We start from the raw sequence: 13,168 nt of genomic DNA, 5'->3' as shown, positions 1-13,168 counted from the left end.
GCGATGCTTACGGCATGCCCGTGACCGACGAGATGGTGTGCTTCTCCCTCTACGCTGCGAGCCGAGCCACCACGCAGGCGTACCGGACCCTGCTGCAACCGTGGGGCATCACGTACCCGCAGTACCTCGTCCTCGTGACGCTGTGGATCGAGGGCGACCAGACCGTGTCGACCCTCGGCGACCACCTGCAGCTCGACTCCGGCACGCTCTCGCCACTCCTGCGCCGCATGGAGCAGGGCGACCTCGTGCGCCGCGAACGCCGCAGCACCGACGAGCGCGTCGTCACGATCACGCTCGGCGACCGCGGCCGCTCAGTCCGTGGCGAACTGGCACACATCCCGTCGACGATCGCGGCCGGCATGGGCCTGCCCGACGAGCACGCCGCGATGGAGCTCATCGCGACGCTGCAACGGCTGACCGAGACCATGCACGCCGCCGCGGCGCCGAACCGCGCCGCCGCGGACCGCTGACCCCACGAAGGAAGGAACACCATGGAAGCCCTCTACACCGCCGAGGCCCTCTCCACCGGCGCCGGCCGCGACGGCCGCGTCGCCACCAGCGACGGCTCGTTCGCGCTCGACCTCGCGATCCCGAAGGAGATGGGTGGCTCCGGCGCCGGCACGAACCCCGAGCAGCTGTTCGCCGCCGGGTACGCCGCGTGCTTCCACTCCGCACTGCAGGGCGTCGCCCGCAGCCAGAAGGTGAAGATCGAGGACTCGTCCGTCGGCGGCCGCGTGCAGATCGGCCCGAACGGCGAGGGCGGCTACCAGCTGGCCGTCCTGCTCGAGGTCGTCCTGCCCGGGCTCTCGCACGAGGTCGCACAGGGCCTCGCGGACGCCGCACACCAGGTCTGCCCGTACTCGAACGCGACCCGCGGCAACATCGACGTCACCATCACCGTCTCGGAGGACTGAGCATGAGCACCACCCCCACCACGATGCGCGCCGTCGTCCACGAGACCTTCGCCGAGCCCGCCGAGGTCCTCGGCGTCCAGGAGCGCCCGGTCCCGACGCCCGGCGCCGGCGAGGTCCTCGTCCGTACGGTCCTCTCCCCGATCCATAACCACGACCTCTGGACCGTCCGGGGCACCTACGGCTTCAAGCCGGAGCTCCCCGCAGCCTCCGGCACCGAGGCGCTCGGCGTCGTCGAGGCCCTCGGCGAGGGTGTCACGAACCTGACGGTCGGCCAGCGCGTCGCCGGCGGGGCGTTCGGCGTCTGGGCCGAGTTCTACACCGCGAACGCCGCCGGGCTCGTCCCGGTGCCCGACGCCATGCCCGACGAGGCCGCGGCGCAGCTCGTGTCGATGCCGTTCAGCGCCATCAGCCTGCTGCACTCGCTCGACCTGCACGAGGGCGACTGGCTCATCCAGAACGCCGCGAACGGTGCGGTCGGGCGCATGGTCGCCCAGCTCGGAGCCGCGCGTGGCATCAACGTCATCGGGCTCGTCCGCCGCGCTGCCGGCGTCGAGGAGCTCCGCGAGCAGGGCATCGAGCGCATCGTCGCCACGGACGCCGACGACTGGCAGGACCAGGTCGCCGCGATCACCGGAGGCGCTCCGATCGTCGCCGGCGTCGAGTCCGTGGGCGGCAAGGCGGCCGGTGACATCGCGAGCGTCCTGGGCGAGAACGCGACGCTCGTCGTGTTCGGCGCCATGGCCTCGCCCACGCTCGAGATCCCGTCGGGCAAGGTCATCTTCGGCCAGCTCACGGTGAAGGGCTTCTGGGGCAGCGTCGTCAGCAAGACGATGCCGGCCGAGACGAAGGGGCAGCTCTTCGGCGAGCTCATCACGCGCGTGCTCGACGGTTCGCTGACGCTCCCCGTCGCCGAGACCTTCGCCTTCGAGGACGTCCGCGACGCGGTGCGCGCCTCGGACACCGCCGGCCGCGTCGGCAAGGTGCTCCTGCGCCCGTAGACGCGACTGCAGGACGGACGGGAGGCACGGTGCCAGCTGGCACCGTGCCTCCAGTCCGTTGTCGGGTGCGTTCTACCGCCGCGCCTTCTTCGCGGGGACCGTGAAGATGTTGCCGGTGGTGACGCCCTCCTCGACCTCTTCCAGGGTGCGGCCGCGGCTCTCCGGTACGAACTTCCAGATGAAGAGCAGGGCGAGGACGCCGACGATCGCGAAGCCGAAGAACGTCCCCGTGATGCCCGTCGCCGCGACGATGGTCGGGAAGTACAGCCCGAGGAACGCGTTCGCGATCCAGAGGCAGAACACCGCGATGCCCATGCCGAGCGCACGGATCTGCGTCGGGAAGATCTCGGACAGGATCACCCAGGTCGCGATGTTGAGGAACGTCTGCATCGAGCCCACGAACGCGACGACCAGGAACAGGATGACCCACGGTCGGGCCGGGTTGCCCTCGACGAGAGTCATCGATGCGATGCCGATGAGGAAGTGGCACACCGTCGTCAGCGAGTAGCCCAGGATGAGCGTCGTGCGTCGGTTGATCTTCTCCATGTTGTAGATGGCGATCACGCCACCGATCACCGCGATGATGCCCGGGGCGATGTTCGCGATGAGTGCCGCCGACTGCTGGAAGCCCGACTCGATGAGCACGGTCTGGCCGTAGTACATGATCGAGTTGATGCCGGTGAGCTGCTGGGCGACGCCGATGCCGGCGCCGATGAGCACGATCCTGATGAGCCACTTGTTGCCGAGCAGGGTGCGCCAGCCGCTCTGCTTCTGGACGTTCGCCTCGAACTCGTTCGAACGCTTGATGTCCTCGAGCTCGGCCTCGGCACGTTCCTTCGACCGGATCTGCCCGAGGACCTCGAGCGCCTCGTCGTTGCGACCCTTCGACGCGAGCCAACGGGGCGACTCGGGGACGCGGAGCATGCCGATGAACAGTGCGATCGCGGGGAGCGCACAGACTGCGAGCATGACGCGCCAGACACCGTTGCCCTCCCCCCAGAGGTTGCCGATGATCGCGTTCACGACGAAGGCGGCGAGCTGCCCGATAACGATCATGAGCTCGTTGCGGCCGGAGAGCGACCCGCGGATCTCGTACGGGGCGAGTTCGGCCAGGAACACCGGGACGACCGTCGACGCACCGCCGACCGCGAGACCGAGCAGGACACGGCCGACCACCATCACGCCGAACACCGGGGCGAAGACGCAGATCAGCGTGCCGACGAAGAACGTGACCGCGAGCAGGATGATCGTCTTGCGGCGACCCCAGCCGTCGGCGATCCGACCGCCGAGCATGGCGCCGATCGCGGCACCGAAGAGGAGCGAGCTGGTGACGACGCCCTCGGTGAAGTTCGTCAGGCCGAGCTCCTGCTTCATCGGCAGGAGCGCGCCGTTGATCACGCCGGTGTCGTAGCCGAAGAGCAGACCACCGAAGGTGGCGACGAGGGCGAGGACGCCGAGGCGGCGGACGTGTGGCCCCTGCCCGACCGGCGGGAGCGGGACGCTCGGGGCTGTCGGTTTGATGTCGACCATGCGGGTGACTCCTTCGTCAGTGATCAGGCTGCATCGCTTGGAAGGATCGTAACCCGTTTCCATGTCCTGTCAATCGGTCATGAAGACATCCGGACCATTGGATCGGTCCACACAACCCCTGGTCAGCGGTCAGTCCCCCGCTTCGGTCGGCTCCTCGGGGTCCTGGGCGGGCTGGTCGAGGACGTCCCCCAGCGAAGGGATGTCCGCTCCGTGGTCCGTGTAGCGGCGGACCGTCCGGCGGGCTGCGGCACTCGCGGCACCCGAGAGTCGTGGGTTCCGCTTCGCGGCGTCGGCGACCCGACCGGCGTGTCCGGCGGTGGACAGCAGGACGTTCGCCAGCGCCCGGGCCTCACCCGGTTCCGGAACTCCCGCGATCGACCACGCCGAGCGGACCTGGTCGTCCGGCGTGACCCCGCGACGCGTGCCCATCCGGTGCCAGTCCGACAGCGCACCCTCGGTGCGTGAGGCCGCACGGTCTGCCTCGCCCGCACGGCGACGCCGGGCATCCCGATCAGCGTCTGCTGCCTCGCTCCGCTCGATCCGGTCGGTCAGGCCGTCCGCACGCTTGCGGACCGCCTCGGCCCGCTCCCGGGCGGCGGCGTCGTCCCCACCGGCTTCGGCGATGCGGGCGGCGTGTGCGGCGGCGGCCGCTGCGAGGATCTCCGAACGCTCCATGCCCTCGACGGTAGCCCGTCCGACCGACACGGGCGTGTGGGGGACGGGTCGAGCGCCGGAACGGTCGGCGCGGCACCCGGATAGCCTCGCCCCAGCAGCGGCACCACGTGCGGTCCGCACGACCTGCCGACGACTGGAAGGTGTGCGACATGGCCGGTATCGAAGACCTCCTCTCCCAGATCCCGATCGGCGACCTGGCGAAGAAGCTCGGCGTGGACGAGGCGGCCGCGACCGCCGCGGTGCAGAAGGCGGTCCCAGCGCTCGTCGGCGGACTGCAGAAGAACGTCGAGAACGGGGGCGCGGCCTCGCTCGACAAGGCGCTCGACAAGCACGCCGCCCTCGCCGACCCCACCACGATCGACGACGTCGACGAGGAGGACGGCAACAAGATCGTCGCGAACGTCTTCGGCGGCAAGCAGCAGGACGTGGCCGCCGCCCTGGCCGGGTCCGGTGGCGGCGGTGGCGGGGTCGACCTCGGCGGGATCATCGGCAAGGTGCTCCCCCTCGTGGCGCCGTTCGTCCTCAGCAAGCTCGGCAACCAGAAAGCCGCGGCGACCCAGTCGGGCGGCGGCGGGTTCGACCTCGGGGGCCTGCTCGGCGGGCTCCTCGGCGGATCGGGTGGCCAGGCCGGCGGGCAGTCCGGCGGCTCCCAGGCGGGTGGAGGCGGACTCGACATCGGCGGGATCCTCGGCGGTCTCGGCGGGTTGCTCGGCGGCGGCAAGAAGTAGGCGCTGTACCCGAAGACACATCTCGATCACGATCCCTCCTCCACTGCCCGGTGCTCGGCTAGCGTCGAGCCGAGGGGGAATCATGAAGCGGATCGTGACGGTCGGTGCCGTCGTGCTGGCCACGGTCTTGACGGCCACCGTCGCGTTGTCCGGTTGCTCGTTGCTGCGCGGGTCGGACGGAGCGTTGCCCGCTCCGTCCAGCCCGCCGGCGACCACCGCGACGCCGACGCCGAGCGACACCGCGACACCCGACGGCGAATCGGCCGCCGACCTGCTCGAGGCGTCCGCCAGCCCCCGTACGCCGACCCCCGCCCCGACCGAGGCCGCCGCACCCGCGCCGACGCTCACGCCGATCCCGGCCGGGACCGTCCTGGCGCAGGGAGACGTCGCCTCGCCCAAGGGCAGCATCCACTTCCACTTCCGGATGGTCGCGAACGGTGACGACACCTTCACGGCGCAGTACTCCGGTGTGACCTCGACGCTGCCGGTCCCGGTCGGCGTCGGCCTGTTCGACCTGTCCCGGAAGGTCGGGGACGGCCTGACCTACCGGGGCGTCGGGGACCACACGCTCGGCGGTCCGACCAGCACGGCGATCGCTGCGAACGTGCCGCTCAGCGGATCGGGCGTCGACCCGTCGCACCTCGGCACCCTCGTGACGTACTCGGCAGCGACGCCGGGGCAGGACGTCCCCGTCGAGATCGCCGCCGACAAGGTGCTCGCGGTCACCTCGGTGCGCTGGTCCGTGCCGGCACGGCAGACGAACGTGCACCCGAAGGACGCCGGCGCCCGGGCGAACGCCACCGGATCCGTCACCGCGACGACCGCCGGCGGAGCTCCGAAGTCGTACACGGTGGCGCCGAACGACCTGATCGGCGACGTCGCCGCACGCTTCGGCATCACGGTGCGGGCGCTCGTGTGGCTCAACGAGGGCGTGCAGGTCTTCGGCGAGGACCAGCACCTCTACGAGGGCACGTCCCTCAACCTCGACCCGCTCGGCCGCTGACGCGGCGGGCGGCGCGGCCCGTGCGCGGCGCCGCCCTGCCGAGATTCGCGCTCAGCGACAGTTCTCGCGCTGCGGAACGCGAAAACCGTCGCTCACCCCGAGACTCGGGCACGCGCCGGCCCCCGGCCGCAGCGCGACCCACAGACGGACGGGAGGCCCGTGGCGGATCCGCCACGCGCCTCCCGTCCGTCAGGTGCGTGCGTTACTCGCCGCGCAGCTCCAGGTACTTGGCGATGAGCGCCTTCGTCGAGGAGTCCTGCGCGTCCAGCGCAGCCTGGTCGCCGTCGACCGCCGGAGCGATCTGCAGCGCCAGCTGCTTGCCGAGCTCGACGCCCCACTGGTCGAACGAGTCGATGCCCCAGATGGTGCCCTCGGTGAACACGATGTGCTCGTACAGCGCGATGAGCTGACCGAGGACGCTCGGGGTGAGCTCCGGCGCGAGGATCGATGTCGACGGCTTGTTGCCGGTGAAGGTCCGGGCGGAGACGATCGCCTCGTCCGTGGTGCCCTCGGCGCGGACCTCGTCGGCGGTCTTGCCGAACGCGAGTGCCTTCGTCTGCGCGAAGAAGTTCGCCAGGAACAGCGCGTGGACGTCCTGCCCGGGCTGCACGGCCTTGCCGTCGCCCGTCTCGTCCTTCAGCGGACGGGCCGGCTTCGCGACCGTGATGAAGTCGGTCGGGATCAGGCGCGTGCCCTGGTGGATGAGCTGGTAGAACGCGTGCTGCCCGTTCGTGCCCGGCTCGCCCCAGAAGACCTCGCCGGTCTCGGTGGTGACGGGCGAGCCGTCCCAGCGGACGCGCTTGCCGTTCGACTCCATGGTGAGCTGCTGCAGGTACGCGGCGAAGCGGTGCAGGTACTGCGTGTACGGCAGGACCGCGTGGCTCTGCGCACCGAGGAAGTTCGAGTACCAGACGTTGAGCAGGCCCATCAGGACGGGGACGTTCTGCTCGAGCGGCGTCGTGCGGACGTGCTCGTCGATGGCGTGGAACCCGGCGAGGAACTGCTCCCAGTTCTCCTTGCCGATGGCGATCACGACGCTCGTGCCGATCGCGGAGTCGACCGAGTAGCGGCCACCCACCCAGTCCCAGAAGCCGAAGGCGTTCTCCGGGTCGATGCCGAACGCGGCGACCTTGTCGAGCGCGGTCGAGACGGCCACGAAGTGCTTCGCGACCGCGTTCGACTTCTCGTCGTCGGAGGCGTCGCTCAGCCCGAGCTTCTCCCAGAGCCACTGACGCGCGAGGCGGGCGTTCGTCAGGGTCTCGAGCGTGCCGAAGGTCTTCGACGCGACGATGAAGAGGGTGGTCTCGGGGTCGAGGTCCGCCGTCTTCTCGTAGATGTCCGCGGGGTCGATGTTCGAGACGAAGCGCGCCTCGAGCCCGGCCTGCACGTACGGCTTGAGGGCCTCGTAGACCATGACCGGACCGAGGTCCGACCCACCGATGCCGATGTTCACCACGGTCTCGATGCGCTTGCCGGTGACACCGGTCCAGGCGCCGCTGCGCACCTGCTCCGCGAAGGCGTAGACCTTGTCGAGCGTGGCGTGCACGTCGGCGTCGACGTCCTGGCCGTCGACGACGAGCGCCGGCGAGGCACCCTTCGGACGGCGGAGCGCGGTGTGCAGGACGGCGCGGTCCTCGGTGGCGTTGATGTGCTCACCGGCGAGCATCGCCTGGAAGCGCTCGGCGACGCCGGTGTCCTTCGCGACCTGCAGCAGGTCCTGGAGGATCTCGTCGGTGACGAGGCCCTTCGACAGGTCCACGGTCAGGTCGGCGGCCTGGAACGTGTAGCGCTCGGCACGACCGGGGTCGGTGTCGAACCAGCCGCGCAGGTCCGGGGTGAAGTCGGCGGCGACGTGCGCCAGCTTCTTCCAGCCGTCGGTCGATGTGGGGTCGACGGGAGCGGATTCGGTCACTTGGGTCCTCCTGGGATCACCTTCAAGACGTACAAGCCCGCGGGTCACCGCAGCGCTGCGTCGCGGACCGCCTTCGAGCGTAGCGCCGTCCGGCCGGTGGTGCGCACCGGGGCGCTGCGGGGCGGGCGGGCCGCGCGCTGGGCGGGCGGTGGGTCGTTCCGCGCGTAGGAGGCCGAATCGCGCGTGGGAGGCAGGTTCTTCCTGCTCACCTTGCGCGATCCCGCTTTCCACGTCGCGTGCGATGGGAAGGAACGAGCCGGACTGGAGGCACGGGGTGCGTTCGCTCCGCGCGTCACCCGAGCAGCGTGGCGAGTGCGTCCGCGACGGATCCGGTGGGTGCGTCGCGCCAGGCGCGTCCGGCCCAGAGGTGCAGTTGCTGCGGGTCGTGGGCGGCAGCGGCCGCGCTCCGGATCGGCTTCGTGAGGTGGTGCAGCGCCGGGTAGCCGAGTGGTGCGTCGGTGTGCGCACGGACGAAGTCGTTCACGAGCGCCCGCGCCGGCCGGCCGGTGAACGCCCGGGTGAGCGCAGTCTCCCGGAACGTCGGGTCGGCGAGCGCGCGGCGGTGGGTGTCGCTCGTGCCGGCCTCCTCGGTGCGGAGCACGAACGTGCCGACGGCGGTGGCGCTCGCACCGGCGGCGAGCGCGGCGGCGACGTCGTCACGGGTGCCGATCCCGCCCGCGGCCACGACGGGCAGCGCGGTCGCGGCCACGACGGCCCGCACCAGGTCGGGCAACGGTCGGTCGACGAGCACCCGCGCGGGGTCGAGCACCGCGGAGTGGCCGCCCGCGGCGATGCCCTGGACGACGAGGGCGTCGACACCGAGGTGCTCGGCCCGCCGCGCCTCGTCGGGGTCCGTCACCGACTGGACGGTGACCGTGCCGCGCCGCCGGAACGCCTGCACGGTCGCGGCGTCGGGCAGCCCGAACGTGAACGACACGACGGGCACGGGGTCTTCGAGCAGCAGGGCGACCTTCGCGTCCCAGGCATCGTCGTCCTCGCGCTTGGCCACCGCGGTGGCGCCGGGCTCGTCCGCGAGGAGCGATCGGTAGTGGTCGTAGTCGGCATCACTGATCGGCACCGGGTTCGGCACGAAGAGGTTCACGCCGAACGCCGAGGTCCCCGCTGCCCGGACCGCGGCGATCTCGGCGGCGAGGGACTCCGCCGTCCCGTACCCGCCCGCCAGCTGCGCGAACGAACCCGCTCGCGCCGCGGCCGTGACCAGGGCCGGCGTGCTCGGGCCTCCGGCCATCGGCGCGACGTGCACGGACCCGACGGAACCGAGGACCCCTGGCAGCTGCACCATGTCCCCATCCTGCCCGTCAGGGGAGCGGCGTGAAGCGGCGGAGCCGCAGGCTGTTCGTCACGACGAAGACCGACGAGAACGCCATCGCCGCGCCGGCGAGCACCGGGTTGAGCAGCCCCGCCATCGCGAGCGGGATCGCTGCCACGTTGTACGCGAACGCCCAGAACAGGTTCCCCTTGATGGTGCGCAGCGTGGCCCGGGACAACCGGATCGCCTCGGCCACGACCGTCAGGCGGCCGCTGACCACCGTGATGTCGCTCGCCGCGATCGCCGCGTCCGTGCCGGCCCCCATCGCGATGCCGAGGTCGGCCGCGGCGAGGGCCGCGGCGTCGTTCACGCCGTCCCCGACCATCGCCACGCTCCGCCCCTCGGCCTGCAGCCGGCGCACGGTGTCGAGCTTCGAGGCCGGGGTGGCACGGGCGTGCACCTCGTCGATGCCCACCGCGGACGCCACCGCACGGGCGGCTCCCTCGTTGTCGCCGGTGAGCAGGACGGGGCGCAGCCCGAGGTCGACGAAGCGACGCACCGCGTCGGCGGCCTCGGGCTTCACCGTGTCGCCGACCACGACGACGCCGAGTGCGGATCCGTTGCGCGCGACGACCACCGCGGTGCCGCCCTCCGCCTCGGCAGCGTCGACGGCGTCCGACACCCCGGCGGGGACGGTGATCGACCACGCGTCGACGAGCCACCGGACCGTGCCGACGAGCACGACGTCGCCGTCCACGACTGCCTGGACGCCGGCACCGGGGGTCGCGGTGAACTGGTCGGCTTCGGACACGTCGAGACCACGTGCACGCGCCGCCTGGACGACCGCACGGGCGACGGGGTGCTCCGAACCGTCCTCCACGGCCGCCGCGAGCCGCAGCACGGTGTCGTCGTCGGCGTCCGGCGTGCCGGTCACCGAGCGGAAGGTCATCGACCCGGTGGTGACGGTGCCGGTCTTGTCGAGGACGATCGTGTCGACGCCGCGGGTCTGCTCGAGCACCTGGGGCCCGCCGATCAGGATGCCGAGCTGCGACCCGCGCCCGGTCCCGACCAGGAGTGCCGTCGGCGTCGCCAGACCGAGCGCACAGGGGCAGGCGATGATGAGCGTCGCGACGGCGGCGGTGAACGCGGCGGTCAGGGAACCGCCGAACACGAGCCAGCCGACGAAGGCCAGGACGGCGAGGCCGATGACGATCGGCACGAAGATCCCGGAGACCCGGTCGGCGAGGCGCTGGACCTCGGCCTTCCCGGTCTGGGCGTCCTCGATGAGCCGGCCCATGCGTGCGAGTTCGGTGTCGGCGCCGACGCGGGTGATCGTGACGACGAGCCGTCCGCCGACGTTGATCGTGGCGCCCGTCACGGCGTCGCCGGGGCGGACCTCGACGGGGACGGACTCGCCGGTGAGCATGCTGAGGTCGACGGCGGAGGAACCCTCGCGCACGGTGCCGTCGCTCGGGATCCGCTCCCCCGGGCGGACGACGACCACGTCGCCGACGACGAGCGAGGCAGCCGGCACGCGGGTCTCGATCGTCCCGCGCAGCACGGTGGCGTCCTTCGCCCCGAGTTCGAGCAGGGCACGGAGTGCGGCGCCGGACTGCTGCTTCGCGCGGGCCTCCATGTACCGCCCGGCGAGGATGAGCACCGTGACGGCGGAGGCCACCTCGAGGTACAGGTCGCTCGCCTCGGGGTCGGTCGCGAACCACGAGAACGTCATGTGCATGCCGGGCATCCCGGCGTCGCCGAGGAACAGCGCGTACAGCGACCACCCGAACGCGGCGAGGACGCCGACGCTCACGAGGGTGTCCATCGTCGCAGCGCCGTGCCGGGCGTTCACCCACGCGGCGCGGTGGAACGGCAGCGCACCCCACACCGCGACGGGTGCGGCGAGCGCGAGGGCCAGCCACTGCCAGTTCGGGAACTGCAGCACGGGCACCATCGACAGCACGACGACGGGCACCGCGAGGACCGCCGAGACGACCAGGCGCTGCCGGAGCGGGGCGGACGGGTCGTCGGTGCGGTCGCCGGCGGCGTCGTCCGAGGACGGCGAGGACGATGCCGGCGGTGCGGGCACGGAGGCGCCGTACCCGGCCGACTCCACGGCGGCGATGAGGGCCCCGGTGTCCGAGCTACCGGAGACGGTGGCCTTCTCGGTGGCGTAGTTCACCGTCGCGGTGACGCCGGGGAGCTTGCCGAGCTTCCGTTCGATGCGGTTCGCGCACGAGGCGCAGGTCATCCCCGTGATGTCGAGCTCGACGGCACCGTCGGTCATGACCGGACGACCTCGTACCCGGCCTCGGTCACGGCACCGCGGAGGGCGTCGGCGGGGACGGGGCCGTCCGACGTGACGGTGACCTCGGAACGACCTCCAGGCACGAGCTGCACGGTGACGCCGGACACACCGTCGACCTCGTTGAGTTCCTCGGTGACGCTCATCACGCAGTGTTCGCAGGTCATGCCCTCGACGAGCAGGAGTTCGGTGTTCACGGTGGTTCCCTTCTGGATGCGGATGGGGGTCAGGAGCGGACGAGCCGGGCGATCGCCTCGCTGGCTTCGCGGACCTTCTCGTCGGCTGCGTCGCCGCCCTCGGCAACGGCTTCGGCGACGCAGTGCTTCAGGTGGTCCTCGAGCAGCGACAGCGCGACGCGTTCCAGCGCCCGGTTCGCCGCCGAGATCTGGGTGAGGACGTCGATGCAGTAGGTCTCGTCCTCGACCATGCGCGCGATGCCGCGCACCTGTCCCTCGGCACGACGGAGTCGCTTGAGCAGGTCGTCCTTGTCGCCGATGTAGCCGACGTGTTCGTGCATGCTGGCCTCCGTCGAGTTCAATACGGTACCCCCCTAGGGTATTCCTTCGCACGAGATGCGCAACCGTGGGAGGATGCGCGCATGACCGAGGCGGCGACGAACGGCTTCCGCAGACTGCGGTTCACCGACGCCGACGGATCCGACTACTCCGCCATCTTCGAGGCGGAGTACCACGGCTCCGACTTCGCCTCGGAGACGTTCGCGACCGAGGACGCCCGGTACGAGTACACGGTGATCGGCGACGACGACCTGACGCTGCGGACCATGCGCGCCGAGGGTGGCCGACGCGGCGGGGTGATCGGCGCCCGGGACGACCACGTGGTGTTCTGGCTGACCAGGGGCCGGCTCGAGATGCACTTCGCCGACCGTTCCCGCCTGGTCGAACCCGGGAGCCCGTACATCGCTTCGGCGTCCGAGGCGTACCGCTTCGAGTCGACCGGGACCGTCTACAACGGCGTGCACGTCGCCGACCGGTTCCTCCGTGAGGTCGGTCGTGACCTCGGCTTCCGCCTGCCGGACGGCCCGCTGCTCTTCGACCAGCAGGACGAGGCCGTCGCCCGGCACGAGCCCCTCCGGCACCTCATCGGCGAGATCGGCCCGATGCTCGTCGACGACCGCGTGGTCGGTCGGATGCGCACGGCACTCAACCGGCGGCTGGCGATCGTCGTGCTCGACACGTTCCCGATCCGGAACCGCGGCACCGACGTGCCGGTCGCGAACCGGCTGCGCGACGCCGTGCGGTTCATCGAGGAGCACGCCGCCGAGCGGCCGTCGGTCCCCGAGATCGCCGCGGCGTGCGGGCTCAGCCAGCGCGGCCTGCAGGACGTCTTCGCACGGACGCTCGACTCCAGCCCGCACCGGTTCCTGCGGGACCACCGCCTCGACCGCGTCCGCCGCGAGCTCCTGCACGCCGAAGGGGCCGACACCGTCGCCGTGATCGCCGAGCGCTGGGGCTTCTCGAACCACGGCCGCCTCGCCGTCGCGTACCGCGACCGGTTCGGCGAGGACCCCGCCACGACGCTCCGGTCCGCGCGCGCCGCCCGGCCGGGTAGGGCATCGTGGCGGCTCCGACGGGCCGTCGCGTTCATCGAGGAACACCTCGACGAGGACCTGACCCTGCAGGCGGTCGCCGACGCCGCGGGCGTGCGCCCGAGACGCCTCCAGCAGCTCTTCCTGGAGGAACGGGGCGAGTCCCCGATGGCGGCCGTGCGGTCGATCCGTGGTGCGTCCACACGCAACGCAGCAGACGGTTCCGGCGACCGCGGCTGACGCAGCCACCCTCCGGGGTACGGAAACACTGGCATCGGTCGGTGTCC

Annotated in this window: 13 protein-coding genes; 6 read left to right on the top strand and 7 right to left on the bottom strand. The window is 71.5% G+C overall.

Features of this window, described 5'->3' with window-relative positions:
- Nucleotides 1-14: 14 nt before the first annotated feature.
- The 3 genes from FS532_RS05310 to FS532_RS05300 are packed head-to-tail and all read left to right on the top strand — an operon-like array spanning nt 15 to nt 1,912.
- A complete protein-coding gene (locus FS532_RS05310) occupies nt 15-470 on the top strand; it encodes a MarR family winged helix-turn-helix transcriptional regulator (protein ID WP_186321924.1) in 456 nt (151 codons plus the stop codon).
- A 21-nt stretch (nt 471-491) separates the two neighbouring features.
- The gene (locus FS532_RS05305) at nt 492-914 is read left to right on the top strand and encodes an organic hydroperoxide resistance protein (RefSeq protein WP_144712794.1); all 423 of its coding nucleotides are present in this window, start codon (nt 492-494) and stop codon (nt 912-914) included.
- Between the two features lie 23 nt (nt 915-937).
- Complete coding sequence (locus FS532_RS05300; RefSeq protein ID WP_144752528.1) at nt 938-1,912, top strand: zinc-binding dehydrogenase; 975 nt, start codon at nt 938-940, stop codon at nt 1,910-1,912.
- A gap of 72 nt (nt 1,913-1,984) precedes the next feature.
- Here FS532_RS05300 and FS532_RS05295 read toward each other — a convergent pair whose 3' ends face one another.
- Both FS532_RS05295 and FS532_RS05290 read right to left on the bottom strand, forming a co-directional pair.
- Nucleotides 1,985-3,442, bottom strand: coding sequence for a sugar porter family MFS transporter (locus FS532_RS05295; RefSeq protein ID WP_144751107.1), 1,458 nt, complete (start codon nt 3,440-3,442; stop codon nt 1,985-1,987).
- Nucleotides 3,443-3,571: 129 nt separating this feature from the next.
- On the bottom strand, nt 3,572-4,117 hold the full coding sequence (locus FS532_RS05290) for a hypothetical protein (RefSeq protein WP_144751105.1): 546 nt from the start codon (nt 4,115-4,117) through the stop codon (nt 3,572-3,574).
- Nucleotides 4,118-4,266: 149 nt separating this feature from the next.
- Here FS532_RS05290 and FS532_RS05285 point away from each other — a divergent pair, with 149 nt between their 5' ends.
- Both FS532_RS05285 and FS532_RS05280 read left to right on the top strand, forming a co-directional pair.
- The gene (locus tag FS532_RS05285; RefSeq protein WP_144751104.1) at nt 4,267-4,845 is read left to right on the top strand and encodes a DUF937 domain-containing protein; all 579 of its coding nucleotides are present in this window, start codon (nt 4,267-4,269) and stop codon (nt 4,843-4,845) included.
- A gap of 82 nt (nt 4,846-4,927) precedes the next feature.
- Entirely contained in the window at nt 4,928-5,848 is a 921-nt protein-coding gene (locus FS532_RS05280; protein ID WP_144751102.1) for a LysM peptidoglycan-binding domain-containing protein, read from the top strand.
- A 202-nt stretch (nt 5,849-6,050) separates the two neighbouring features.
- Here the strand turns inward: FS532_RS05280 and pgi are convergent, their stop codons facing one another.
- The 5 genes from pgi to FS532_RS05255 all read right to left on the bottom strand — a co-directional run bounded on the left by pgi (nt 6,051) and on the right by FS532_RS05255 (nt 11,852).
- Nucleotides 6,051-7,760 (bottom strand): glucose-6-phosphate isomerase, encoded by a 1,710-nt coding sequence (gene pgi / locus FS532_RS05275; RefSeq protein ID WP_144751100.1) that lies wholly within the window; start codon nt 7,758-7,760, stop codon nt 6,051-6,053.
- A 292-nt stretch (nt 7,761-8,052) separates the two neighbouring features.
- Nucleotides 8,053-9,063: a nitronate monooxygenase gene (locus tag FS532_RS05270; protein ID WP_144751098.1), complete on the bottom strand. Its 1,011-nt coding sequence runs from the start codon at nt 9,061-9,063 to the stop codon at nt 8,053-8,055.
- A 16-nt stretch (nt 9,064-9,079) separates the two neighbouring features.
- A complete protein-coding gene (locus FS532_RS05265) occupies nt 9,080-11,317 on the bottom strand; it encodes a heavy metal translocating P-type ATPase (RefSeq protein WP_144751096.1) in 2,238 nt (745 codons plus the stop codon).
- Nucleotides 11,314-11,532: a heavy-metal-associated domain-containing protein gene (locus tag FS532_RS05260; protein ID WP_260852573.1), complete on the bottom strand. Its 219-nt coding sequence runs from the start codon at nt 11,530-11,532 to the stop codon at nt 11,314-11,316. The genes FS532_RS05265 and FS532_RS05260 overlap by 4 nt, the downstream gene beginning before the upstream one ends.
- Before the next feature lie 29 nt (nt 11,533-11,561).
- Nucleotides 11,562-11,852 (bottom strand): metal-sensitive transcriptional regulator, encoded by a 291-nt coding sequence (locus FS532_RS05255; RefSeq protein ID WP_079239032.1) that lies wholly within the window; start codon nt 11,850-11,852, stop codon nt 11,562-11,564.
- An 81-nt stretch (nt 11,853-11,933) separates the two neighbouring features.
- On the opposite strand from FS532_RS05255, the gene FS532_RS05250 reads away from it, so the two are divergent.
- Nucleotides 11,934-13,121 carry a helix-turn-helix transcriptional regulator gene (locus tag FS532_RS05250; protein ID WP_144751095.1) on the top strand — a complete coding sequence of 396 codons (1,188 nt, stop codon included), beginning with the start codon at nt 11,934-11,936 and terminating at the stop codon, nt 13,119-13,121.
- The last annotated feature ends 47 nt before the right edge of the window (nt 13,122-13,168 follow it).

Origin of the sequence: Curtobacterium pusillum (genome assembly GCF_007673235.1) — a bacterium.
GTDB classification, from domain to species: domain Bacteria; phylum Actinomycetota; class Actinomycetes; order Actinomycetales; family Microbacteriaceae; genus Curtobacterium; species Curtobacterium pusillum_C.
The sequence above is the reverse complement of the archived record's forward strand: the minus strand, read 5'-3'. Positions and strand labels throughout refer to the sequence as shown.

Excerpts from the sequence above, each read along its gene's own strand:
- FS532_RS05310 (WP_186321924.1), top strand. The coding sequence starts at position 15 with ATGCCCGTGACCGACGAGATGGTGTGCTTCTCCCTCTACGCTGCGAGC.
- FS532_RS05305 (WP_144712794.1), top strand. The coding sequence starts at position 492 with ATGGAAGCCCTCTACACCGCCGAGGCCCTCTCCACCGGCGCCGGCCGC.
- FS532_RS05300 (WP_144752528.1), top strand. The coding sequence starts at position 938 with ATGCGCGCCGTCGTCCACGAGACCTTCGCCGAGCCCGCCGAGGTCCTC.
- FS532_RS05295 (WP_144751107.1), bottom strand. The coding sequence starts at position 3,442 with ATGGTCGACATCAAACCGACAGCCCCGAGCGTCCCGCTCCCGCCGGTC.
- FS532_RS05290 (WP_144751105.1), bottom strand. The coding sequence starts at position 4,117 with ATGGAGCGTTCGGAGATCCTCGCAGCGGCCGCCGCCGCACACGCCGCC.
- FS532_RS05285 (WP_144751104.1), top strand. The coding sequence starts at position 4,267 with ATGGCCGGTATCGAAGACCTCCTCTCCCAGATCCCGATCGGCGACCTG.
- FS532_RS05280 (WP_144751102.1), top strand. The coding sequence starts at position 4,928 with ATGAAGCGGATCGTGACGGTCGGTGCCGTCGTGCTGGCCACGGTCTTG.
- FS532_RS05270 (WP_144751098.1), bottom strand. The coding sequence starts at position 9,063 with ATGGTGCAGCTGCCAGGGGTCCTCGGTTCCGTCGGGTCCGTGCACGTC.
- FS532_RS05265 (WP_144751096.1), bottom strand. The coding sequence starts at position 11,317 with ATGACCGACGGTGCCGTCGAGCTCGACATCACGGGGATGACCTGCGCC.
- FS532_RS05255 (WP_079239032.1), bottom strand. The coding sequence starts at position 11,852 with ATGCACGAACACGTCGGCTACATCGGCGACAAGGACGACCTGCTCAAG.
- FS532_RS05250 (WP_144751095.1), top strand. The coding sequence starts at position 11,934 with ATGACCGAGGCGGCGACGAACGGCTTCCGCAGACTGCGGTTCACCGAC.